Annotated in this window: 24 protein-coding genes; 6 read left to right on the forward strand and 18 right to left on the reverse strand. The window is 41.2% G+C overall.

What is annotated here, in order from left to right:
* Positions 1-45 precede the first annotated feature (45 nt).
* The 7 genes from MED121_RS01395 to MED121_RS01425 all read right to left on the reverse strand — a co-directional run bounded on the left by MED121_RS01395 (position 46) and on the right by MED121_RS01425 (position 9,514).
* Complete coding sequence (locus MED121_RS01395) at positions 46-1,038, reverse strand: ABC transporter permease (protein ID WP_009831792.1); 993 nt, start codon at positions 1,036-1,038, stop codon at positions 46-48.
* Between the two features lie 87 nt (positions 1,039-1,125).
* Positions 1,126-2,529: a CmpA/NrtA family ABC transporter substrate-binding protein gene (locus MED121_RS01400; RefSeq protein ID WP_036178478.1), complete on the reverse strand. Its 1,404-nt coding sequence runs from the start codon at positions 2,527-2,529 to the stop codon at positions 1,126-1,128.
* Between the two features lie 363 nt (positions 2,530-2,892).
* Positions 2,893-4,095 (reverse strand): CmpA/NrtA family ABC transporter substrate-binding protein, encoded by a 1,203-nt coding sequence (locus tag MED121_RS01405; RefSeq protein WP_009831795.1) that lies wholly within the window; start codon positions 4,093-4,095, stop codon positions 2,893-2,895.
* Positions 4,092-4,682, reverse strand: a complete 591-nt coding sequence (locus tag MED121_RS01410) for an ANTAR domain-containing protein (protein ID WP_242603162.1) — start codon at positions 4,680-4,682, stop codon at positions 4,092-4,094. Before MED121_RS01410 ends, MED121_RS01405 begins: the two co-directional genes overlap by 4 nt.
* Positions 4,683-4,999: 317 nt before the next feature.
* Positions 5,000-5,707, reverse strand: coding sequence for a LuxR C-terminal-related transcriptional regulator (locus tag MED121_RS01415; protein ID WP_242603163.1), 708 nt, complete (start codon positions 5,705-5,707; stop codon positions 5,000-5,002).
* A gap of 105 nt (positions 5,708-5,812) precedes the next feature.
* Entirely contained in the window at positions 5,813-7,141 is a 1,329-nt protein-coding gene (locus tag MED121_RS01420; protein WP_009831798.1) for an HlyD family type I secretion periplasmic adaptor subunit, read from the reverse strand.
* Between the two features lie 6 nt (positions 7,142-7,147).
* Positions 7,148-9,514, reverse strand: coding sequence for a type I secretion system permease/ATPase (locus tag MED121_RS01425; protein ID WP_009831799.1), 2,367 nt, complete (start codon positions 9,512-9,514; stop codon positions 7,148-7,150).
* A 142-nt stretch (positions 9,515-9,656) separates the two neighbouring features.
* Between MED121_RS01425 and MED121_RS01430 the strand changes: the two genes are divergently transcribed.
* Complete coding sequence (locus tag MED121_RS01430; RefSeq protein ID WP_009831800.1) at positions 9,657-10,016, forward strand: hypothetical protein; 360 nt, start codon at positions 9,657-9,659, stop codon at positions 10,014-10,016.
* Positions 10,017-10,074: 58 nt separating this feature from the next.
* Here the strand turns inward: MED121_RS01430 and MED121_RS01435 are convergent, their stop codons facing one another.
* The 5 genes from MED121_RS01435 to MED121_RS01455 form a co-directional block, all read right to left on the reverse strand.
* On the reverse strand, positions 10,075-12,027 hold the full coding sequence (locus MED121_RS01435; protein ID WP_036178480.1) for an EAL domain-containing protein: 1,953 nt from the start codon (positions 12,025-12,027) through the stop codon (positions 10,075-10,077).
* A gap of 76 nt (positions 12,028-12,103) precedes the next feature.
* Entirely contained in the window at positions 12,104-12,754 is a 651-nt protein-coding gene (locus tag MED121_RS01440) for a transglutaminase-like cysteine peptidase (protein WP_009831802.1), read from the reverse strand.
* Between the two features lie 62 nt (positions 12,755-12,816).
* Complete coding sequence (locus MED121_RS01445; RefSeq protein WP_036178482.1) at positions 12,817-13,113, reverse strand: DUF1244 domain-containing protein; 297 nt, start codon at positions 13,111-13,113, stop codon at positions 12,817-12,819.
* A gap of 31 nt (positions 13,114-13,144) precedes the next feature.
* Positions 13,145-13,723 (reverse strand): tRNA-uridine aminocarboxypropyltransferase, encoded by a 579-nt coding sequence (locus MED121_RS01450; RefSeq protein WP_009831804.1) that lies wholly within the window; start codon positions 13,721-13,723, stop codon positions 13,145-13,147.
* A gap of 15 nt (positions 13,724-13,738) precedes the next feature.
* Complete coding sequence (locus tag MED121_RS01455) at positions 13,739-14,464, reverse strand: pyridoxine 5'-phosphate synthase (RefSeq protein ID WP_009831805.1); 726 nt, start codon at positions 14,462-14,464, stop codon at positions 13,739-13,741.
* 378 nt (positions 14,465-14,842) lie between these two features.
* On the opposite strand from MED121_RS01455, the gene MED121_RS01465 reads away from it, so the two are divergent.
* The gene (locus MED121_RS01465; RefSeq protein ID WP_009831807.1) at positions 14,843-15,745 is read left to right on the forward strand and encodes an alpha/beta hydrolase; all 903 of its coding nucleotides are present in this window, start codon (positions 14,843-14,845) and stop codon (positions 15,743-15,745) included.
* 52 nt (positions 15,746-15,797) lie between these two features.
* Positions 15,798-16,481 carry a DNA-3-methyladenine glycosylase I gene (locus MED121_RS01470; RefSeq protein WP_009831808.1) on the forward strand — a complete coding sequence of 228 codons (684 nt, stop codon included), beginning with the start codon at positions 15,798-15,800 and terminating at the stop codon, positions 16,479-16,481.
* Positions 16,482-16,785: 304 nt separating this feature from the next.
* Here the strand turns inward: MED121_RS01470 and MED121_RS01475 are convergent, their stop codons facing one another.
* Together MED121_RS01475 and MED121_RS01480 are read right to left on the reverse strand one after the other, a co-directional pair.
* Positions 16,786-17,007, reverse strand: a complete 222-nt coding sequence (locus MED121_RS01475; RefSeq protein ID WP_009831809.1) for a DUF1289 domain-containing protein — start codon at positions 17,005-17,007, stop codon at positions 16,786-16,788.
* Between the two features lie 114 nt (positions 17,008-17,121).
* Positions 17,122-17,523: a helix-turn-helix domain-containing protein gene (locus tag MED121_RS01480; protein ID WP_242603164.1), complete on the reverse strand. Its 402-nt coding sequence runs from the start codon at positions 17,521-17,523 to the stop codon at positions 17,122-17,124.
* A gap of 124 nt (positions 17,524-17,647) precedes the next feature.
* Between MED121_RS01480 and MED121_RS01485 the strand changes: the two genes are divergently transcribed.
* A complete protein-coding gene (locus tag MED121_RS01485) occupies positions 17,648-18,211 on the forward strand; it encodes a nuclear transport factor 2 family protein (RefSeq protein ID WP_009831811.1) in 564 nt (187 codons plus the stop codon).
* A gap of 121 nt (positions 18,212-18,332) precedes the next feature.
* On the opposite strand, the gene MED121_RS01490 is transcribed toward MED121_RS01485, so the two are convergent.
* On the reverse strand, positions 18,333-18,740 hold the full coding sequence (locus tag MED121_RS01490) for a GFA family protein (RefSeq protein WP_009831812.1): 408 nt from the start codon (positions 18,738-18,740) through the stop codon (positions 18,333-18,335).
* A gap of 157 nt (positions 18,741-18,897) precedes the next feature.
* Here MED121_RS01490 and MED121_RS01495 point away from each other — a divergent pair, with 157 nt between their 5' ends.
* Together MED121_RS01495 and MED121_RS01500 are read left to right on the forward strand one after the other, a co-directional pair.
* On the forward strand, positions 18,898-19,623 hold the full coding sequence (locus MED121_RS01495; protein ID WP_036178489.1) for an SDR family NAD(P)-dependent oxidoreductase: 726 nt from the start codon (positions 18,898-18,900) through the stop codon (positions 19,621-19,623).
* Between the two features lie 34 nt (positions 19,624-19,657).
* Positions 19,658-20,557, forward strand: coding sequence for an amidohydrolase family protein (locus MED121_RS01500; RefSeq protein WP_009831814.1), 900 nt, complete (start codon positions 19,658-19,660; stop codon positions 20,555-20,557).
* Positions 20,558-20,604: 47 nt separating this feature from the next.
* Here MED121_RS01500 and MED121_RS01505 read toward each other — a convergent pair whose 3' ends face one another.
* The 3 genes from MED121_RS01505 to MED121_RS01515 form a co-directional block, all read right to left on the reverse strand.
* Complete coding sequence (locus MED121_RS01505) at positions 20,605-21,780, reverse strand: mandelate racemase/muconate lactonizing enzyme family protein (RefSeq protein WP_009831815.1); 1,176 nt, start codon at positions 21,778-21,780, stop codon at positions 20,605-20,607.
* A 114-nt stretch (positions 21,781-21,894) separates the two neighbouring features.
* Entirely contained in the window at positions 21,895-22,665 is a 771-nt protein-coding gene (locus tag MED121_RS01510) for a class II aldolase/adducin family protein (protein WP_009831816.1), read from the reverse strand.
* A 352-nt stretch (positions 22,666-23,017) separates the two neighbouring features.
* Positions 23,018-23,779 (reverse strand): isocitrate lyase/phosphoenolpyruvate mutase family protein, encoded by a 762-nt coding sequence (locus tag MED121_RS01515; RefSeq protein ID WP_009831817.1) that lies wholly within the window; start codon positions 23,777-23,779, stop codon positions 23,018-23,020.
* Positions 23,780-23,823: the final 44 nt, after the last annotated feature.

The raw sequence follows: 23,823 nt of genomic DNA on the forward strand, positions 1-23,823 counted from the left end.
AAAATGAATAAATCTCTTATCTAACTCACGTTTATCACTAAGAATTTATCTAAGCACCTGACTCTTATCCCAAGACACCATTTTTTGCAGAGAAAGCATGGCGCGATCCAATACAAAACCGATAAACCCTATCATGAGCACAGCCACCATAATGCGACCTAACGAGTTAGAGCTGCCATTTTGAAACTCATCCCAAACAAACTTACCTAACCCTGGGTTTTGCGCCAGCATTTCAGCGGCGATCAATACCATCCAAGCAATCCCTAGAGACAACCTTAATCCGGTAAACATCATAGGAATGGAAGACGGCACAACAATTTTTCTGACATGAGTTAACCAATTAAGGCGCAATACCTTAGAAACATTGAGTAAATCTTTATCTATAGCAGCAACCCCCACTGCCGTATTGATGAGTGTCGGCCACATACAGCACAGGGTCACAGTAAACATGGAAGTTAAAAATGATTTAGAAAACATGGGGTCCGCGCTCACGTAAGTTGCACTGACTACCATGGTGACAAGAGGTAACCAAGCTAACGGAGAAACCGGTTTAAATATTTGAATAATAGGATTTAGCGCACTGTAGATAGAGGAATTTAGACCAATTAATATCCCCAAAGGTATAGCAATTAAAGACGCCAAAGCAAAACCTGCAACGACTGTATATAAGCTGGTACCTATTTGATCAAAAAAGGTTGGTTTACCCGTATAAGGCCGCGTTTTAGCGACATAACTAGGATCTTTCGCTAATTTCTTAGCATGGCGCTTTTCTTGCCTTTCATAAAAAGCAACCTCCTTACCCCGCTCCCTCACATGATCATCAACCAAACTTTGCCATTGCTGATAAACAACACCTGGGCCTGGAAAAACACCTAATGAGGTATCAATTTTAGCGGCCCCAACATGCCAAAAAACAACAAACAGTAAGCTTCCTAACAAGGGCAATAAAATAGACTTAATGGATATGGCATCATAAATTCGCTTCACAGCAATTAATGCACTTTGTTTAGACTCAGATTTAGAAAGAGACGTATTCATTCGGTTCTCACTTTTTAAAACGCAAATAAGGTGGTGCTATAACATCAGGCCTCACCCAACAAAGGGTGAGGTCAAGTTCACATTAGATTAAGGGGTTTGAGAACCTTTCAGTCCGATTGTTAAACTTTCTAGGTATTTATTCGGATAGCGTCCGTCATAACTTAGATTATCGATAAACTCACTCTGCTCTGGCTTAAAGCCTGTCTCAGTTTTAAAGTCTGGAAAGTCAGATGCAGCCATCACTCCATCTTCAATTAAAGATTGAGCCGCTTGTGCATAGATATCTGGACGATAAACCTTCTTCGCCATATCCATGTACCAGGCATCTGGTTTAAAGCTATCAATTTGGCCCCAGCGGCGCATTTGTGTGAGGTACCAAATAGCATCGCTATAATAAGGGTAGGTGGCGTTATAGCGGAAAAACACATTAAAATCAGGCACTTCTCGCACATCACCTTTTTCATATTCAAAGGTACCTGTCATACTGTTGGCAATAACATCGTAATCAGCCCCAACGTATTCACTACGGGATAAGATCTCTACGGCTTCTTTACGGTTAGCGTTATTATCCTCATCTAACCATTTCGCGGCACGAATCAAGGCTTTCACCACATGTAGATGGGTATTCGGATATTTATCTGCCCAATCTTTACTGACCCCAAATACCTTCTCAGGGTTGTTTTTCCAAATCTCATAATCTGTCACAACGGGCACACCAATCCCTTTAAAAACGGCCTGCTGATTCCAAGGTTCACCCACGCTATAGCCATAAATGGTTCCGGCCTCCATGGTTGCTGGCATTTGCGGTGGCGGTGTTACCGATAACAGGGCATCTGCCGAAATTTGTCCACTAATATCCCCCTTAGCCGGTGCATAAAACCCAGGGTTCACACCACCTGCGGCTAACCAATACCTAAGTTCATAGTTATGAGTTGATACGGGGAATACCATTCCCATATTAAATGGCTTACCTTGGGCTTTGTAATCTTCTATCACAGGCTTCAAAGCACTGGCACTAATAGGATGATGGTATTTACCTGCAGCATCTTTCGTTAAATGCTGCTTCATTTGTTGCCATATCTCATTTGAAACTGTGATGCCATTCCCGTTTAGATCCATACTAAAAGCCGTAATAATGTCAGCTTGTGTGCCATAACCTAAGGTTGCACCTAAAGGTTGACCCGCTAACATATGTGCACCATCAAGCTCACCATCAATGACCCTATCCAACAAAACTTTCCAGTTTGCCTGTGCTTCTAAAGTGACATAAAGGTCTTCATCTTCGAAATAACCCTTTTCATAGGCGATTGCCAAAGGCGCCATGTCCGTGAGTTTGATAAAACCAAACTTTAAATCTTCTTTTTCTGGGTCGCCTATGCTGCTCGCAAGCGACAAGGAAGGCAGTAATACAGCGGAGAATAACGCCGCCTTAACCGCTTTTAATGGAAAGCTTTTGGGAGTAGTTAGTGTGACTCTAGATGCTTTGTACATACTTTACTTCCTATTATTTTCTAAAATTTGGACAACAAAAAAGGCGCGAGCAATACCTAAAATAAATTAAGTATTACTGGCGCCTTTGCCTTTAATCCCATCATCTTTAATGGGTGCCATACAAAGCTCTTAGTAAAACTATGCTGGCTGTTTGTTATCGTGAAATCGTCGTTAACTTCTTAATAACATTAAATTAATCTCTTGATATTGATAAAGCACTTACCATGCCAAAAATCTTAAACAACTGTTTTCTATTATAAAGTTCAGTTTTAGCCTTATTTTTTAGTCACTATAGGCCCGTTATCAAGAAGAAAATGCACTATAAGTGATTTTTATTATCGTCAGATGCACACGAATATAGCGTTAGTAGATTAGCCCCTTTTCTAAACCATCTGGATGAATCATGGTTTGTCCAGCCAAAGAGCTCTCAAACCACCTTTTTGCATTAAAGGTTGCATCTTCATAAAGAGAGTTGCCTTCAGTAAGCCCTAGGGCTTTAAAATATAAATCTTGACGGCATACTTGGTTGATGACTTCAGTCACCTCAAATTGTTGACCTAACTCTTGCCAACGAACCATCTGAGACATTAGCCATAAAGCATACTCAGGATTGGGGCGATTTACCCTAGCACCAGAAAAGGTTTGATAGGCCTCTTTAGGCCAAGCAAAATCTCCCGCCGGTTTGACCGCGTTAAAGCCATACCTTAGTCCATCCGAGTCACAGTCTAAATATTCTGGTTTAGCCAAGATGGACAACAACTCTTCTTGATTCGCCGCCTCATCAACCCAAGCACATGCCTGATGTAAGGCATTAATAAGTTTGAGATGGGTTGCTTGATTTTCATCTTGCCATTGAGAATTAACCGCAAAGACTTTTTCTGGCGTGCTTCCCCAAAGGTCATAACCTGTCAGCAACATATGACCAACGCCTTGTTGAACTGCTAAGCTGTTCCAAGGTTCGCCAACACAATAACCATCAATCTCGCCTTTAATAAGATGACTAATCATTTTAGTGGGTGGAATCACCAGAATTTGTACATCTCTATCTGCATCTATGCCTGCCCTTGAAAGCCAATCCCTGAGTTGATAAGTATGGGACGAATAGGGAAACACACTGGCAAAACGAATACTTTGCTCTGGTTTATCCTTTAATAGACGGCGCAACCCAGTACCATTTCGAATTTCCACCCCATGATTCGCATAGTGACTCATCTGTTCATACAAAAGATTTGAAACCGTAATACCATTGCCATTTTGACTGACAGTAAACCCCGTTTGCATTGGAGCTTTAATGGGGGATTTGAGTAATGATTTAATCACCCCGACTCCTAACGTTGTAGCAATTGGCATGGCAGCTAACATGTGCGCACCATCTAGCACCTTGAATGCGACCTTATCTCGAATACTGGCCCAAGAAGCCTCCTTATGCAGCTTAACGCTCACACCCAGTGCTTCAAAAAAACCTTTTTCTTTGGCAATAACAAATGGTGCACAATCAATAAGAGGAATAAAGCCAATATTAATATCTGTCATTTTTTTTGGCCCTTTACTGTCTACTTCAATCACTTTATTTCTCCCATCAAATCCATCACGGCAATGACATTCTTTGCAACCTCGGCCATCCGTTGACTTCTATCCATAGCCAACTTTCTTAACGCCTGATAAGCAGCCGCTTCATCACAACCTTGGCTCTTCATAATTAGGCCTTTTGCCTTTTCAATTAGCTTTCTATCTTCAAGCTGAGTTTTCACCGACTCTAATTCATTTCTAAGGGCTTGAAACTCCCGAAAACGAGCCACTGCCACCTGCACAATCGGCTTAACTCGATTGGTTTGCAGCCCGTCTACAATATAAGCACTCACCCCCGCTCTGATTGCTGCCTCCATATGCTCAAGATCCTCCTGCTCAGAAAACATCAAAATTGGCCTTGGGTTATCATTAGTAAGACGAGACATATTTTCTAAGGTATCCCTATCTGGGCTATCTATATCTATGATGACAATATCCGGTTGATATTTAGTCACAGCCTGATTAAGGCCTTGGGTGTTTTCAAGCCGCCTAATAACCTGATAACCATTATCTGTCAGCGCCTGCTCGACAATAGCCGCCCTAGCAGGCTCATCATCAATTAGCATTACAGTCAGTTCTGTCACTTTTCATCTCCTAGGCGCAATAACCCTATTCTTTAATTAGATCTCAAGAATGAGCAATGCACAGCCAAAAACCTGCTTGCATCAAAAAAATGCAATTGTTAAGCCATAAATGAAAAGAGGATTAAAACAGGGCAAAAAGAAGGGTTAAAAGAGAGATAAGTGAAGACGAGGTGAGGTTTTCAAACACCTTATTCATACCTTGGAACAGGTGTGCTTATTTGTAGATATAGATAAGTGGGCTTTTATCTTTTAATTCTATTTATTGGTTCCAATTTGTAGCAGCAATAGGTCATAACGTCGTGAAGCTTATGCACTATTTAAATATGATGAGAGGAGTTTTGCACCAAAAGCGCCACAGAGAGTCTGTCTTTTAAGGTCAATTTTTTAAAAATAGCAGTGAGGTGTGCTTTAACAGTGCGATCGGTAATATCGAGTTCTTGTGCAATTTTTTTGTTATTCAACCCTTGTCCCACGAGCTTTGCGACATCCATTTCTCGCTGACTTAAGCTTGCCAAAATAGCATCATTTTTAAGACGTTTATCATCTCCACGTCGTTTACCCTGATTAATCGATTCCGCTTTCATTGAAGCGCTGCGAGCAGATTCATTAATCAAGTTTTCAATAAAAGTCTTACCGCCCCAAATTTCTCCCGAGGACACGACCGACATCACCAAGTCCAATTGCTCGTTACCAATAAAGGGGGCGCACTGGCCGTTTACCCCTTGAGAAAACATTCTAAGTGCTGCCGTCTGACTAGTCTGATTTGGAAAGGCGAGAATCTTAAGCTGGGGAAATAAATTTCGAATCATGACCACATGTTCAACCATAATGCTAAAGCCATCATCAGGTAGGTGGATAAAGCAAAATGATGAGCCCATATCAAGCTCAGCCAGTGACATTTGCGCCTCGTTAAGCGAATTCACTAGAACAATTTCATATTGATTTGGAACCACTTTTTGCCAATGGGCAATCACAACGGGGTCCGTATTCCAACACACTATTTTCAATTGGCTACCTGCTTTCAAACCATTTTTACCTGCTTGCTATTCTACGTTCCATCGAATGTAATAGTGTTAATTTTCGTTTCAAAATGAATGGGTTAGACAAGAGTATTGTTATGAATTGATAACTTACCTTTCCCTCAGTGCATTCTGTTTGGCCTTTAAAATGGGCTTAAACAAGTAATCTAACAAACTTTTCTTACCGGTTATGACATCAACCGTCGCTTGCATACCAGGAATAATGGGTAAAAGGTTTTCTTCTGTGCCTAGGTAACTTTTGTTTGTCCTGACTCTTACCAGATAAAAACTGTTCCCCTCTTCATCAATGATGGTGTCAGCACTGATGTTATCTACCTGTGCATTAAGCCCCCCATAGATAGCAAAGTCATAAGCAGACAACTTAACAATCGCAACTAATTCAGGTTTGATAAAGCCAATATCTTCAGGGCGTATTTTGGCTTCAATCAATAGGGAGTCTTCTAATGGCACGATTTCCACCAAACTCTGTCCGGGCTGAATAACCCCCCCTACCGTATTGATTTGAAGCTGCTTCACAATCCCTTTTACAGGGGACCTTACCTGGGTTCTTAATACCTTATCTTCCAAAGAAACACTGGCCTCTTTAATTTTATCTAGGGTGGTTTGTACTTTCGTTAATTCTTCTTGGGCTTCTGCTCGAAATTTAGCGCTGCTTTCTAATAGTTTTGTTTTTGCTTCGACCAAAGAGGACTCAGCCCGAGGAAGGGCTAATTGACTGGCTTTCATATCCCCTTCCATCTGGTTAACTTGACGCTCTAACTGCAATAACTCAACTCTAGAAACGGCCCCTTGCTCAAAGGCAGGACGGGTCAGGCTAAGCTCTTCTTGAGCCAGTTCATAGCTGGTTCTCAAGTTATCAAGCTTGGCTGAAAGTTCAATAATTTCTTGCTGCTTTTGCGCCACTTGTTGCTCAAAAACAAATTGATTCGTACTTAAAGATTCAGATCGGTTTTGATAAAGACGCAGCTCCCTCTCCACCACTTCTGGGTAAAGTGCGCGTAAATCCGCATCAAAACTTGGTGTGTCTCCACCCGACTCAGCCTTCAATCTAGCAGCACGAACAGCTAAGTTAATCCCCTCAGCCTGTTGTTCACGCAATGAAGACACGGCGGCGGTGTTTTCGATTGTCATCAATAGCTGATCACGCTCGACATTATCACCAGTTTCTATATGTATTTCTTTAAGGATACCGCCTTCAAGGTTTTGGACAATTTGCACCTGACTTGAAGGAATGACTTTCCCTTCACCCACAGTGACTTCGTCTAACTTGGTATAATTTGCCCACAGTCCACCAAAGATCACAAAAACAAGAATACTCCATAAAATAATACGGCCACCCCTTGGGGTTTTCAGCATAAGCGCCGCATTATAATTAGAGGAGTAGGCAAGATCCGCTTGAGATATATTTGTTTTACTCATAGTTAATTAACTTACCTTAAGTTTCCCTTGGCGCAATGCTTCGTGCACCTGGGCTTTTGGTCCATCTGCAATCATGCGACCGTTATCCATCACAATCAATCTATCCACCATATCTAACATGGACGATTTGTGAGTAATCAGAATCAAGGTTTTGTCTTTTACCCCCGCCTGCAAACGCCTTTTCATCCGGGTTTCAGTGGTGTTATCCATGGAAGCTGTCGGTTCATCCAGGATCAAAATTGAAGGGTCAAATAACAAGGCTCTTGCTATCGCAATACTTTGTCTTTGCCCACCTGATAAAAGCATACCTCGCTCTCCGACCATGCTATCTAAGCCGCTTGGCTTACGGTTAGCAAACTCAGACACGCCAGATAAGTTCGCCGCTCGAATGATGGCTTCATCTTCAACATAAGGCACACCCAGTACAATATTGTCCTTAATTGAGCCATAAAAAAGGCTAACGTCCTGTGACACAGATCCAATATTACGACGTAAGTCTGTCGGGTTAACTTGTCTAACATCGACGCCATCTACCCGCACCGCTCCATCCATAGGCTCATACAAGCCCGTCATTATCTTGCCTATGGTCGATTTACCTGAGCCAATCCGTCCAATAATGCCAACCTTTTCCCCTTTTTTAATGGTAAAGCTGATATTACTAATCGCAGCTTGTTCTTGCTCAGGGTACGCAAACGTCACTGTATCGAACTGGAACTCACCTTCAAATTGAGGACGGTGTACATATTTCACATCATCAGCATGCTCAACCGGGGAACTCATAATCTCATTAATAGAGACAAATGCAGACTTGGCTTGATTGTAGCGCGTCGCTAATGCCGCCACTTGCGCCATAGGCCCCAGCGCACGACCCGTTAACATAACGGCTGCTATCAAAGCCCCCATACTCATTAAGCCTTCGGAGATTTGATATACACCCACAATCACCATCACAACCGTGGTTAATTGTTGGCTCACCATGGCAAAGTTGGAACAAGATTGGGCTAGCTGTCGCGTTTTCACACCCCAAGTAGAAATATTGGCTACCGATTCTTCCCATTGCTGTTGCATGACACCTTCAGCATTATTGAGTTTAACTGACTCGGCATTGGCTAAGCTTTCGATCAATAGAGCATTTTTCTGTGAGGCTGTTTTTTGCCCTTCTTCAATGGAGCGGCGCAATGGCACCTGAATAATCAAGCTATACCCTATGATCAAGAAGATGGTAATCATAGGAATATACGCCACAGGGCCACCTATTAACCATATAATGGCAATGATCAAGAACATAAAAGGAATATCAACCAAAGTGGTAATACTGGCTGATGTGATGAAATCTCGAATACTCTCAAAATCTTGCAGGTTTTTAGCAAAGGCACCCACAGAGCGAGGCCTTGCGGCCATTTTAATATTGTTTACCCTAGCAAAAATATTGGCGGAAATAAGAATGTCCGATTTTTTGCCAGCAAGGTCGATAAAATAACTTCTTAAGCTTCTGAGTAGGAAATCGAATAAATAAACCCCTACCGCCCCTGCCGCTAAGACCCAAAGCGTATCAAAGGCATTGTTGGGGACGACCCTGTCATATACATTCATCACAAAGAGAGGACTTGCTACTGCAAATAAATTAATTAGCAGTGAGGCGACAAACACATCACGATAAATACGCCAAGAACGAGTGATGGTCCCCCAAAACCAATGTTTATGACTTTTTGAGTATTGATTCTCTTGCGCTCTCTCATCAAAACGAAACTTAGGTTTTATAAAAAAGCAGTAGCCGGTATAACTTGATTCTAAATCCGCTAAGCTAACAAACACTTCCCCTTCACCAGATTCAGGTCGAAAAATTTTTGCTTGTTGATCTTGTTCATTTACTTCTAGCAAAACACACGCGTCTTGATCTTCTAACAGTAAGACGACAGGTAATACCATGCTGGATATTTTATTTAGTTTTCGCTTTACGAAACGGGTAGAGACACCAATGCGACGCGCTGCGCGAGAAAAAAGTTCCGGTGTCATCAAGTCATCGGTAATAGGAAGGCCAGCGCGAATAGCATCTGCTGTGTAGGGGTTATGAAAATATTTACTAAGCAGCACCAAGCAATCAAGTAATGGATTCGGATACTCCACCCCCTGACCTGTTAAGTCCCACTGAGGTTTTGAATCCGCTGAACTTTTATCATCTTCAGTCATACTTTTATCTACCGAGTCAGTGGGACTTTTTGCCTTATCACTTAAGCTTTTTTCCCTTTCTTTACGATCGTAAGTTGCTGCGATTGAATCATTTAAACTGCTGGATTTCACAGATGTATTCTCAGCATCCACATGGGGATGCTGTGCAGGAGTATTGTTTGACCCTTGCTTTGAATCTGACATCAAATACCTCTATCTGTAAATCAAAACTACTTTTACTAATTCTATTACTCTAGAATAGGGTTTATGCACTGCAAATAATAGGCTCGGTACATTTGTTTACCTAGGCTAACAGTTAAATTTTTTATAAATCAAGGAATTAGTTATGTTGTATGCCAAACTTGATGAGCAAAACAATATTATAGATGTGGCTACAAAACCTTCGGATGAGTACAAGACCTTAGTCTCCCCAGAAGATAAAAATGTAATGGAGATACTCGAACAAAAGCTAAATGGGCAAGACACTCAATCTATGCTTGAAACCTCCGACTCAGAGATGATGCGGGTACTTGAAGATTTGGTGAACCTGCTAACGGAAAAAAGAATTATCCAATTTACCGAACTTCCGCTAGCAGCACAGAAAAAACTGCTTAGTCGTAAATGGGTTCGTGGTATCCACACAGGCAATGATGAAAGCCTGATCGGTGACACAGACTTATCAAGCAATAACGACTCATTAATTTAATAGCAACAAACCAGACACTTTCTAGCTTACAAAAACTTACGCTAGCTGTCTGGTTTAGTTAATCCATATCTATCGCACTTCCTAACACATAACCCTGACCTGCAAAGATATCGAAGCGCTGCAATATCTCCCACTGACTTTCACTCTCAACGCCTGTCGCCACCACTTGTATATGTAATGAATTAAACATTTTACACAGGGTATGCATAAAGAAGGATTCAGATTTATTACCGACCGCCATACGAGTGTAAGATGCATCTACTTTGACATAATCTGGCATCAGGTTTTGTAAATATTGAAACGCCGAGAACTGCTTACCCACATTATCTATGCCAAACCTGATCTTGTGCTGCTTAAAGGTTTTCGCCAAAATTATCGCATTGTCTTCTGTGTTTAAAACACTCTGTTCAGAAATCTCAAAACAAAGCTTTTCTTTTGTACTTAAAGACAGCCCTGAAAGTGTCTTATCAAGCCAGTTGATAAAGCTAGGTTTAACATAGGCTGAGGCAGATAAGTTAATTGTAAGCGGGTTAGACAAGCTGTCTGATTCAATAAATTCAATCACCTTCTCTATGATAACTTGGTCAATTTGATCACCTAAATCAAACTGCTCCGCCAAACTGATAAAATAACCCGCGTGATATTGTTTACCGCCATATTCAAGACTGGCGAAAACCTCTTCATGCAAGAGTATTTGCTTGTCAGCTAATTGAGCGACTTTTTGCTTACGTAATCTAAAGGCTTTATTTTCGATCGCAAATTCCAGCATGTCTTTCCAAGCTAAGCGTCCAATCGCCACTTGCTTGTCATCATCCAAGTCAAATACCTTTACTTGGTTAACCCCCATGGTTCTGGCAGTACGAAGCGCACTGTCAACCTGAGCCATGGCTTTCGACTTCTCAATGCTATCGCTCAAGATCACAGCACCTATGTTAGCAACACCTTCTGAATAAGTGGTTTGGGTTGCCACCAACTTATAAAGTGAAGCCATGATATTTTCTACCAGTTTAGCCAGAGACTCATAATCGATATTATGAATAAGGACAATAAAGTCAGCCCCAGATAAACGTGCGACAGTGCTGCTGTTGGCACACTCTTCCAACTTGTAGTTAACAAGATCAGCCGAAGCACGAATAAACGCATCAGCCGCTTCAAAGCCCCTCTCATTATTCAGTTTAGCCAGATCAATTAAGCTAATTAAAATAAGACCATCAGTTGCCCTGTCCGTTTCAGCAAAATGCGCGGATGCCTGACTATCAAAAAAATGTCGATTGCCTAAGCCACTTACCGGATCTTTAAAGGCTTGGGATTGAAGCCACTGAGCCGTTTCTGCTTCGGCTTCAAATTCTTTTTCTAACTTATCAGCCATACGGTTCATGGCTTCTACAACCCGCTTTAATTCACGGGTTTTAGGTAAGGTCTGCATCTTCACAAACCGTCTTTGTTGGATATCCTCCGCTTGTTTTTCAACTGCAACCAAGGGTTTGAAAATCAGTTTTAATGTCCCTGCACCAATCGCTAAGGTCAAAAAGCCAATTAAACCAAACCAAAATAACAACTCCCCACTGGCTATCCACAATTGGTAATACCCGTAACCTGCATTCCCGGTGATATACACCTGACCCAGCTCATTCCAACCATTTGAGACAATGGCATTAGCAGTTGGCACATCAAAATCAATCGCATTAATAAACCAGTCCGGCACCCCTTCAATCTGAGTAGGTTCGGCGCGCACAATATGCGCATCAGTTGCATAAACATGCACTTTTACTTCTGCTACATAGCCACTGTCAAACACAGCGAGGATACTGGATTCAACAGCAGTGTAATCTTCCATGCTCATAAAATCAGAGATGGACATGGACAAGGAGTTCGCAGAGTCTTGCGCCGTCGAAGCGAGCTGATTAACCAAGTATTCCTTAGTGGTATTAAAGTTAATCGCCATTACCACAACCAACATCAAGGTAAATATCACGACTATGGTGAACATTAACTGCCTAAATAACGTCATTTCGCTGCTCCATGGTCCAAAGTACCGGCATTAATAAGCTTATCGGCCAATACCCCTACTTGTATTAATATTCGTTTCAATTGAAGTCCTCCAAGCGTTTGTTTAAATCTGTCCATAGGCTTAAACGAGAAGATCCCCCCACTAACTCACCACGCCCTTTGGCTTTCGATAACCAAAGATTTTTCGCGTTAAATGAATAGATGGGTAAAAGGTCTCTACGCTTTGATGCAGGCTTTAATTGCTTATCTAGATTATCAAGCAAAACAGGGACTGAGGTGGGTTTGTTATAAAATGCTAGCACCATATGATGCTGGTTGAGACTGAGGGATTTTACATAAACTAGACGCAGTTTATCATCACTGATCCCAAGCTCTCTTAAGGTGAAATATTTGGCTATGGTAAAGTCTTCACAATCACCTCCCATAGTTCCTAAGAATTCCACCGGCGTTGCCCAATAATCTTCTTTTCCCCAATGAATAATGTCATCGACAAAGTCCATTTGATTAAAAAAGTCATTGACCCGGGTGAGCTTCTCCAGCTCACTCGCATCTTGGTTCTCAGCAACCAAGTCACGCCAGGTTTTCACACGCTTCACTGCCCTCTCACCATATTTTGCATCCACCGAGGCAAATAAGGCTTGATACTTATCTGGCGCAGCAATAATCACTAGGCTTAAAGCCCCGATTAGCAACGGCAAATAATAGCGTTTAAGTGAAGCTAGAGTCATATAAGGCTCTAATCCTATCTATCATTGAAAGAGAGTTGGGGTAATTTTAGTTGATAACCAAATTACTTCTTTGTGACTTGATCAAACTTCGCCATCTGCTCTTTGCTAGCACTCACTTGGTGTTTTTGTTTCCAATCTTCATAAGGTTCGCCGTAAACATATTCACGGGCTTTATCATAATCCATATCTAAATCACGGGCTTGATGCTCAGCTAAATACCATTTACTTAAGCAGTTGCGACAAAAGCCAGCTAGATTCATCAAGTCAATATTCTGGGCATCTTTGCGCTCATCAAGGTGAGCTAATAAGCGTCTTAATACCGCCGCTTCAATTTCGGTTTGTTGATTATCATTAGACATAATGGTTTCCATATTCTTTTTAAAAGGGAGCTTAGTGCTTGCTTGGCCTTTGCTGCCATAAACGCGCCTGAGCTTCGACCATAAATTCAAGCAAGGGTTTCGTATCCTGCGAACTAATAAGCTGACTGGCATAAGCCAGTGCCTCTAAACTCGATAAGGCCTCTAAACTTGGTGCTTTTCTAATTTTATATAGGCTATGTGGAATTTGTCCAAAACAAAGTTTTGGTAAGGCACTTAATCTAGGGTAAAGGTTGAGCAGTTTAAACGCCTTACGCCAAGTTGCATCAATGAGTACCAAACCTTCTATGTTTTGCTTGTGAGGCTCGGACAACTCCTCTAACACTGAACTCGATTCACCTGGATATAGTAAATGCCAGTTTTCATTGATGCCATCAAAATAAGTGGTATTTTCTCGATCATCTTCAGGCAGCTCAATAATACTGACATCTGGCCAAACTTGCTGTACCAGTTTAATCGTATTTTTAGCATGCTTTGCTTCTTTAGGATGCTGAAATATCACTATTTTTAAAGGTTGTATCAGCTTAGGGATCAAATCACAGATACATTGCATTTTTAAATAATGACATTGTGCACAATATTCACGAGCCATAAGCGTAACTTGGACCTAAGACAAACGATCTAAATACGCCTTAACCACATTGTTCCAGCCTAAATCGAGAGATTCGACTGTCAATGCATGACCAATCGAGACTTCGGTTATCAAGCCAGAATCACACAAGGCTTTCACATTTTCTAAGTCAAGGTCATGGCCTGCATTAACCTCAAGACCCGCATCAACCGCCGCTTGAGCCGCGCTATTGTAATCGGCTAAAACATTCTCTACTTCTTCAGTACCATAAGCATTCGCATAGGCTTCGGTATATAGCTCAACACGATCAGCACCGGTATCTTTAGCCATTTTCATCGCGCTCGCATCCGGGTCCATAAACAAACAAACACGAATGCCCGCAGCCTGCATTTTTTGGATAATGGGAACTAAGGTTTCAGAATCACGGCCCAAATTCCAACCATGATCTGAGGTCAACTGATTTGGGTCATCAGGTACTAAGGTACATTGTTCAGGCACCACTTCTAGCACCACATCAATAAAGGTTTGATCTGGGAAGCCTTCAATATTGAGTTCTTTACCTGGGTAGTTCGCCAATAAGGCTTTTAAGTCTCTTGCATCTTGATAAGTCGCATGGCGCTGATCAGGACGAGGATGAATCGTTATTCCAAAAGCCCCTAGCTCTAAGGTTTTTTTGGCCACTTCAACCATATTTGGATAATCACGACCGCGAGAGTTTCTAAGCAGGCCGATTTTGTTTAAATTTACGCTTAAATGAGTCATTTTATTTCTATCTGTATGAGACTAAGTTGTTCCCATTATATGACAATCTATACGCTGACTTTCAACCAAATGTTTTATAATCTGGTTTATTTATAGGTTTTTGTTTAAAAAAGAAATTTCTGACTAATAATAAACCACTTTCTAAGCGAAACCTTGGCCTCCTGCCTTCACGCTTTATTAAGCTCAAAAGCCAAACCTCATGGCGAGTTTGATAAAATGCGCCCAGCTTTTTCGGCACTCAACATAGTCAAAATTAAAATGCGTAAATATTCAGGATTCTCATGCAAAAGTGAACTTTCTGAGGCTTTTTTATGTCACAGTGCCATCGCAACTTATGACTAAACATCCATGAATATGTGTACATACATCAGGAGACTCATGATTACCCCAAAATTAATGCAGTTGACGCTCATTAGTCTTATCACCATTTTTATTAGTGCCTGTTCAGGGACAGAACAATTAGACCAACTAAAGCGTAATGAAGCGATTACAGAAAGGGTCAGTCAGAATCAGATTAGTAACCACATAATCTCTCTGCCTAGTTATCAATTACATTATGTCTCAAGCAGTAAGCCTAATTTGAACCAAGATAAAGACAGTCTAGTTTTTGTGCATGGAACCCCAGGAAATTGGGGAGCCTTCTCACGGTATTTTGAAGATGACACCCTATTATCAAGCTTTAATATTAATGCCCTTGATCGTCCTGGCTGGGGAGCCTCAAGTTATCCAGGCAAACGCTTTCCAACCAGTTTAAGCAGCCAATCTGCACTTTTGGGCCCATTATTAGAAGATGTATGGCGCAAAAATAATGAAAAGAAGATCATTCTCATTGGCCACTCCTTGGGGGGGTCATTAGTGCCTAAGCTTGCAGCGGATTACCCTCATTTCATCAAAGCGATTGTTATACTAGCTGGCGACTTAGACCCTGTCATGGCGAAAGCACGTTGGTTTAATGATCTTCTTTCTTTCATACCTAACTTTATGATTCCTGATGCTTGGTACAATTCGAATGCTGAAGTGTTGGATATCGCACCTAGCTTAGCCAACTTGCAATCTCAATTTGCAAAAATTACCATGCCCATCACTATCGTACAGGGTACGGATGACAGTTTGGTCAGACCAGGTAGTGCGGCCATGGCGGAAAAAATCTTTCCTAACGCCCAACTTAAAATCGTATGGATTGAGGGAGCCGGCCATGTTATTAACATGACACATCCAAAAGAAGTCAATGCAGCGATTTTTGAGATCGCCAAAAAACAAGCATCAAACACTTCTTTTTAAATGATTTAAACCAAGAAAAAACGGCATAGAACAAGATATAGCAGGAAGACCTATGAGCCCAAAATATGAGTCATTTGATGATATTTACCAAAGAGCAGCGGATCGTCATCAAGGGCCGTCCATGCTTGAAAGTATGCTAGCAACCCCTTTAACAGAAGATGAGCTTAGCCAAATTGGTGATGACAGATGGCTGGCCGCTATGACCCAGAAAATTTTCCAATCAGGTATCAGCTGGCAAGTCGTACGTAATAAGTGGCCCAATTTTGAAACAGCATTTTTTGGCTTTGATATCGAAAAAATGCTTTTGATCAGTGATGAAATGTGGGAAGAAAAGGCTAAGGATGCCAGTATTATTCGCAATTTTGGCAAGGTGATGACAATCCGTAAAAATGCCCTCATGATGCACGAGGCCAGTATTAAGCACGGCAGTTTTGCCAAAATGGTGGCCACTTGGCCAAGTAAGGATATTATCGGCCTATGGGCATACCTTAAAAAAGAAGGTAAACGATTAGGCGGAAATACTGGCCCTTACTCCCTGCGAGTCATGGGCAAAGATACCTTTATTTTAAGCCGTGATGTTGAAGGTTATTTAAGGAATCGCGAAATCATCACCACAGGTCGTGATACACAATCCGCTTGGCGTGCAGCGCAAGATGCTTTTAACCATTGGCATAAAGAAAGCCAGCGCCCTCTAAGCCAAATCAGTCAGATTATAGCCTTTAGCGTTAACCACTAAACACACGGTTAATTTTTTTGTGAGTAAGTGGCATTCTAACGGCGATAAAGGTTATCAGTGGTTAAAACACTTTTAAGACCCGCCTTCAGCATTGACCTAAAGCGTCACCCTGAAGGCATGACAGAGTAATGCCGATCAGCATATTAAAAAAATATCTTTCACGTTGTCCTTTCTCAAAAGGGATTAGAATAACTTTCTATTAATCAATGACAAATCCACGCCTTGTTTAGCACTTTTTCCGAAAAACACTAAAAAGAGTAAACTGAGAAGAGGTGACTTAGTCACAGGCTAGCTAGCACGACTATCATCCAAACTTTGTTTGTCGAGATGCCTTTCGCAAGAGTGATTGTGCCAAAATCGCTTGCTTTTCAGCACCTGTCGCCCTATTCCACTGCAAAATCTCAGCTAAGGACCTAAAACAGCCTAAACACACTTCATCCTGATCCAAACAACAATTACGCACACAAGGTGAATCGACACTGATATCAGAGTGGCTTTTTGTGTTAAGCCCTAAATGCTTAGCCATAAATGCCCCGACTAATTTTAAACACCATTATTTAGTTTAGTCTGATCAATCAAATGTTTTTCATTCATTGTATTAAATGTTTACGGCTATCTTTCAAGAAGTAGCAATCTAGCTCTACCTTTCATCATATGCTTTGCGCGACTGATTAATCGCCTGGTGATTAGCCTCTGCCCAAGCTACTAATTGATATAAGGGTTTGACTAATTCACGCCCCATTTTTGTAAGCTCGTATTCTACTCTGACTGGGACTTCTGGAAAAATAGTTCGCTCAACATAACCGTCTCTTTCTAAATCCCGTAATGTTTGAGTCAACATACGCTGGGAGATTCCTTCTATTCTTGATTTAAGAGAATTAAACCTATCGGCGCCATCAACTAAAGCAAATAAAATAAGTGAAGACCATTTATCGCCAATTTGAGCAACAACATTACGAATGGGGCACTCTTCATTATTATAAAATATGCGCTTTTCTACCTTATTCTTTGCCATAACAACACTCACCTCTTTTTCAAACAAAAACACTTCCAGAAGTTACCAAAATGTAACCTAGTCACCTAATAGTGCCTTATTGCACCTTAACATTCAATTCATTACCCTAGTATACATTAGTAACTTAAATAGCATTTCTCTGGAGTACATCATGTTTAAAATCATTTCATTTATCACCCTTTTGCTGATAACCAGCATTGCCACAGCAAGCGGTACAAATCAAAGCAACTTAAGCTCAGGCAAGCTCATAATAAATTTTGAATCGTTGAAAAAAGACAGCTGGACAAAGCCAGAGCTTGAAAAAGCAGAATTAGTCACGGACTTTGTTCAAAATTTAATGAACAATCACAATTTTGAATATGTGTTAGAAAACTTTAATGATAGTGCTTATAAACAGCACAACAGAAACCTGCCCGATAAAATCCAAGGGCTAGTTGGCTTTCTTAAAGACTTTGTTGAAGATTACCCAGAATATACCTATGACGTTAAACACATTTATGTTGATGGTGATTATGTCATTTTCCACTCTCATGCCACCCTTGAAAAAGAAGACAGAGGCAATGATCAAAAAGGCATGAACATCATAGATACTTGGCGTCTTGAAAATGGCAGAATTGTTGAGCATTGGGACTCAATTCAAGCCCTTGATGGCTTTATGAGACTGTATGCCTTAATGACAGGCGGTAATATTGAAAACTCAAATGGCGTATTTTAATTAAGGCTCATCTAACCTTCTTAGCAAAAAAATCAGCCGAGGCTATAGACGTAACAATCACTATATTCTAAGCAGAGGCTATAGACGTAACAATCACTATATTCTAAGCAGAGGTACGGCCCTAACTTCTTGTAGGTTCATGCTTGTCATACACGGGAAGATCGGCATCCAAGTCTTCCCAATTTGCTTTTGACGTGATGAAATTATGGGAAATGGGTCGCTCTTCAATCTCTGTATCAAACACACCTAAGCGGATTCTTAGCCTGTCAGGGTCAGCGGCATTAGCACTATAAATAGGTGTGCCGCAGTTTGAGCAAAAATACTTACACTTACCTTGGCTAGCTTCATAATAAGTAAGACTAGATTTAGCATCACTTAAAACAAGATCCAAAGCTTTGATAAATCCATTCGTCGCAAAGGCGCTACCACTTGCTTTACGACACAATGAACAATGACAGTAAATAGGATCTTCCACACCACCTTTTAGCTCAAATTGAATAGAGCCACACAAGCAACTTCCTTTATACATATCATTTTCCTAGTATTTGATTTTTTTAGCATTTAAACCCTATTTTATAATGTTTTCCACTCAAGATACCTCTTTAAGTTTAAGCCTAAAGGAAAACTTTTGTACTGATTGAAAATCCTGTATCTTCAAGAAAATTAAATGATTGATGAGCCTACAAATGAAAAAAACATGCATAGTCACAGGTGGAAGTTCAGGCATTGGCTTGAGTGTTGTAAAACTATTTTTAGAGCATGGCTATCAGGTCTTTAACCTTGACCTTCAATCAAGTGAGTTCGGTGTGTTTTGCCAATGTGATATCACCAATATAGGCCAAGTCAGCCAAATTATTGATGACATAACTAAGCAGCATAATATCGATGCTTTAGTCTCAAATGCTGGCATACACCTCTCTGCGACAATCGAAAATACCAGTGAAGATGAGCTAGATAAAATCTTTAGCATCAATGTAAAAGGTGCCTATGCTGCGGTAAAAGCCGTACTTCCCAATATGAAAGCTAACCAAAATGGCGCCATTATTTTAATTTCATCAGAACAAGCGTTAGTCGGCAAACCTAACTCCTTTGCCTATAGCTTAACCAAAACGGCCTTGGCCTCTATGGCTAAAACCACAGCGTTGGATTACGCCAGTTTTAATATTCGCGCCAATGCAGTTTGCCCAGGTACGATTGAAACACCTCTCTATCATGCTGCTATCGATAACTATTGCAATCAATCTGGCGCAAACAAAAAAGAGATTCATCAAGAGGAAGCCAAGCTTCAACCCTTGGGGCGCTTAGGTCAGCCTGAAGAAGTCGCAGAATTAGTTTTATTTCTAGCCTCAGATAAAGCTAAGTTCATCACAGGCAGTTTACAGGTAATTGATGGCGGTTATACCACTCAATAAACTTACTTTTATAAGACAGAAAATTCAGGATAGAATGAAGCATATTATTGACCCCCATTTGCATTTTTTTGAGCTTAATCAAGGGCATTACCAATGGCTAAGAGAAGGTAATGCACCTTTTTGGCCGGATAAAGCCAAGCTATGTCATAACTTTCATGAAGATGCTCTCATGCTTAGTCAGGGGATCCAGCTTGCTGGATTTGTTCATATTGAAGCGGGTTTTGATAACGATCAGCCTTGGCGAGAAATCGCTTGGTTAGAGTCAAGCTGCACCCTTCCCTTTAAAGCCGTCGCAGGTATTGATCTCACTCTTAATGAAGACGCCTTTATAGATCAAATAGAGGCCTTAACAAATCATCAATCAGTAGTGGGTTGTCGCCATATTTTAGATGAGGAAGCCTGTGCGTTACTGTCTCAAACAAAGGTACAAAACAACCTAGCTTATCTAGCAAGCCAGCAATTAAGTTTTGATTTGCAAATGTCACTCAGTGATCTCCCCGCTATCTATAAATTATTAGAGATACTTAAAGTCTTACCGACATTAAGCTTGATTATCAATCATGCGGGCTGGCCTCCAATAGAAACCAATACGGACAATGAACAACAAGCATCTTTGGCTTGGCAAGAATGGCAAACTGGCCTTGTTGCTTTAAGTAAGTTTGAGCAATGTGCGATTAAGTGCTCAGGCTGGGAGATGGCAGAAAGGACGTATAAAGAATCATGGCAGCTTAGCGTGATTAATACTTGCCTAGAGGCATTTGGCGATAAACGAGTGATGCTCGCCAGTAACTTTCCTTTAGTCTTATTCTCAAAGGGCTATGATGATTTGTGGCAATCCTATCTAAGTCTCAACAATAAGACCCAGTTGAACCAAGAACAAATTACAGCACTCACCCATTCAAATGCAGCTTATTGGTACAAGCTCAAGGTTTAATCTTTAGGATTAAACCTTGAGCACAAGCAAACCTTAAACGAAAGTGCTTACTTAACGGTAACGTTAGGTGAGCGTTTTACCACTTCGTCGTTCAGTTCAATACCGATACCGGGTGTTTCAGACACCTTGAAAATACCATTTTTAGGTTGAGGGTCTTGAATACATAATTCGCGGTTCCAATCTTTGGTCGCATAAGTGTGATGCTCATGAATCAAGAAGTTGGGAATCGCTGTTTCTAAGTGCAATGAAGCTGCTGTCGCAACAGGACCACCGCAGACGTGCGCTTGAATACGAATATCGTAGACATCCGCATAATCACACACTTTTTTCGCTTCGGTGAATCCACCACATAGACCCACATCAGGCTGTAGCACATCAATACTTTGATCTTCAAAATAAGGGCGCACATCCCATCTGTGATACAAGCGTTCACCACCTGCAATCGGCACTTTCACATTGTCAGCCACTTTTTTGTGAACTGCTGGATTTAAATAGTTCACTGGCTCTTCATACATCATACAGCCGACTTCTTCGATCACACTGCCCATTTGAATCGCAGACGCTGCCCCCATTAAGGAGTGAGATTCAAAAATGATATCCACATCTTCACCCACTGCATCACGAATCGCTCTTAAACGGTCACCAAACAAGCGCATTTGTGGCTTGGTAAATAACTTAGTGCGGTCAAAAGAAGAACTACCATCATGGTTATAAACAATCGGGTCAACCTTCACCGCATCATAACCTTCTGCAACCGCTTTAAGCGCCGCTTGTGCGTATTCTTCTGGTTCAATCAATTTAGTGATTGTGGTATCCCAATCAAACTGTAACTGGCTGGCATAGGTACGAAGCTCATCATTCACCTTACCACCTAATAATTGGTAAACAGGCACGCCCAAGGCTTTACCTTTAATATCCCAAAGTGCGGTATCAATCGCACTCATAGCAGAATATAAAACCGGCCCGCCGCCTAATCCCCAAAAACTCTCTCGCAGCATTTTTGACCACAAAAGCTCAGTATTAAAAGGGTTAAAACCAATCAGAACCGCTTCGGCAATTTCCTTCACCATAGCCGCAGCCGCACTGTGACCCCAATCATACGCAAGACCGGCTTCACCCACGCCACTGATACCTTCGTCCGTATGAATACGCACAAACACAGGATTCCAAGGTGGACGCTTAGGACATTCAATATCAAAAATTTCTACACGAGTGATTTTCATAACTTTCTCTCAACCATTCACTAAAAAGGCTCTAAAAAGCACTCTCGACAGAGGCTTTCATAGATAATATTTATTTATATTTTTACAAGCGATTAAACTGATACTCGCATCAACCTAATCGGCAAAATCTGGATATTGACGAGAAACTCTTCTCATCATAGCAGGCCAAGCTTTTTGTCCACCTGTTAGTCCTGAATGGACAATATTTGCCTGAGCTTTTATGCCATCGACTATGCTTTGATCCACATAAATAGGCGCCATACCAGTCGACATCACTTGCAATTGGACTTGGCATGCACGGATTAAGTCGTACATATGCATAAAAGCGTCCCCTATGGTTTTCCCCATGGTTAGCGCCCCGTGGTTTCGCAATAACATAAAGTTTGCTGTGCCTAGATCTGCTTGCAATCTCAGCTTTTCCTCATGATTTACCGCAAGCCCTTCATAATCGTGATAACTCATGGATGCCAAAGCAAACATGGAGTATTGACTCAAAGGTAAGAGGCCTTTTTCCAGGCTGGCAATCGCAATGGTTTCATTCGTGTGAACATGCAGCGCACATTGATCTTCATGTCTCGCTTCATGCACAGCACTATGAATGGTAAACCCCGCTGGGTTAATTTCAAACGGGCAATCTGGGTCCACGATATTGCCATGAATATCAATCTTCACTAAATTCGATGCCGTAATTTCATCAAAGCTCAAACCAAATGCATTAATCAGCAAGTGTTCCGAATCAGGAATACGCGCAGAAATATGCGTATGAATAAGATCATCCCAGCCATGCATCACAAACAAACGATAACACGCGGCTAATTCAACACGAGTCTGCCACTCCTGGGCTGACACCTTGCCTTTAAGGTTTATTTTTGGCAATTCATACATGATAAGCCTCTGTAAAAATAGAAATGAATGTAAGCGATCAAAACGAAATGGGTGCACGCCACCTTCGTTTTATATTAATACTTATTAAAAGAGGAATAATAACATGAAGATAAAGCGGAGTGTTTTTATAATCTTGATAGAGTTAGGTTGTTTTACTTATTTATAAAGTGTGATGGACAACGAATATCCGTGATTAAAGCGTTAAATCACTCAACCCTTCTGTATTCATCTAAACAGCTATTTAGATGAATGAGGCAAATTAGCATGACAACTTCTCGCCTCATTAATTCTTTGGTTCTCTAGTTAAATTAAGTAACTAATTAAGTAGCTAAGTAAATAGTTAAATAGAGGGCTAAGTAAATAATGAAGCAGAGCTCCCCTGCTCTTTGATTGTCAGTAAATGATGCCTTAATGTTGCAGTCATGGTTTCATGGGCAAAGTTGCCAGTACTGATACGCTTCACCCCTAATTCCGCTAAAGTCTCAAAAGCAGGTAATTCAGGCATTGCCATGACATTGACCGGAATAGATGCCTGCTCGATTATCGCTTCAATATCATCAACTTGCGTAATACAAGGGAAGAATAATCCGTCAGCTCCCGCTCGCTGATAAGCTTGCGCTCGTTTAATCGACTCTTCAATCACATTGTCCACCCCTAATAAGAAGGTATCGCACCTGACATTGATGAATACGTCTATCTGATGCTTGGCTAACTCAGCGCATACTATAGAAAGCAAGTTCGTAAATTCATGTGTCTCGACGAGCATTCGTTCCTTATCAACTAAGCTATCTTCAATATTGATCCCTACTACCCCCAATTCGGCCAATTGCTGAATATGTTCGACGATAACAACAGGGTCTCGACTGAATCCCGCTTCAATATCCACACTTAATGGCAACAAACTCGCGCTTGCAATACGTTGCACCATAAATGCTAATTCATTAAACGAAATGTGTTCCCCATCCTCATATCCAAGCATATTAGCGATTGCTGCACTTGAGGTCCCTAAGGCTTGATAACCCGCCTCTTGCGCACATTTTGCACTGACCGCATCCCAAACATTAGCTAATAAAAGTGGCTTGGCATTTTGATGTAGCTTTTTAAATTCTGACATGGCATTTATCCTCAACATAGTATTTATCCTTTTTGTGGTACGAG

Source organism: Marinomonas sp. MED121 (assembly GCF_000153025.1).
Classification (GTDB): Bacteria; Pseudomonadota; Gammaproteobacteria; order Pseudomonadales; family Marinomonadaceae; genus Marinomonas.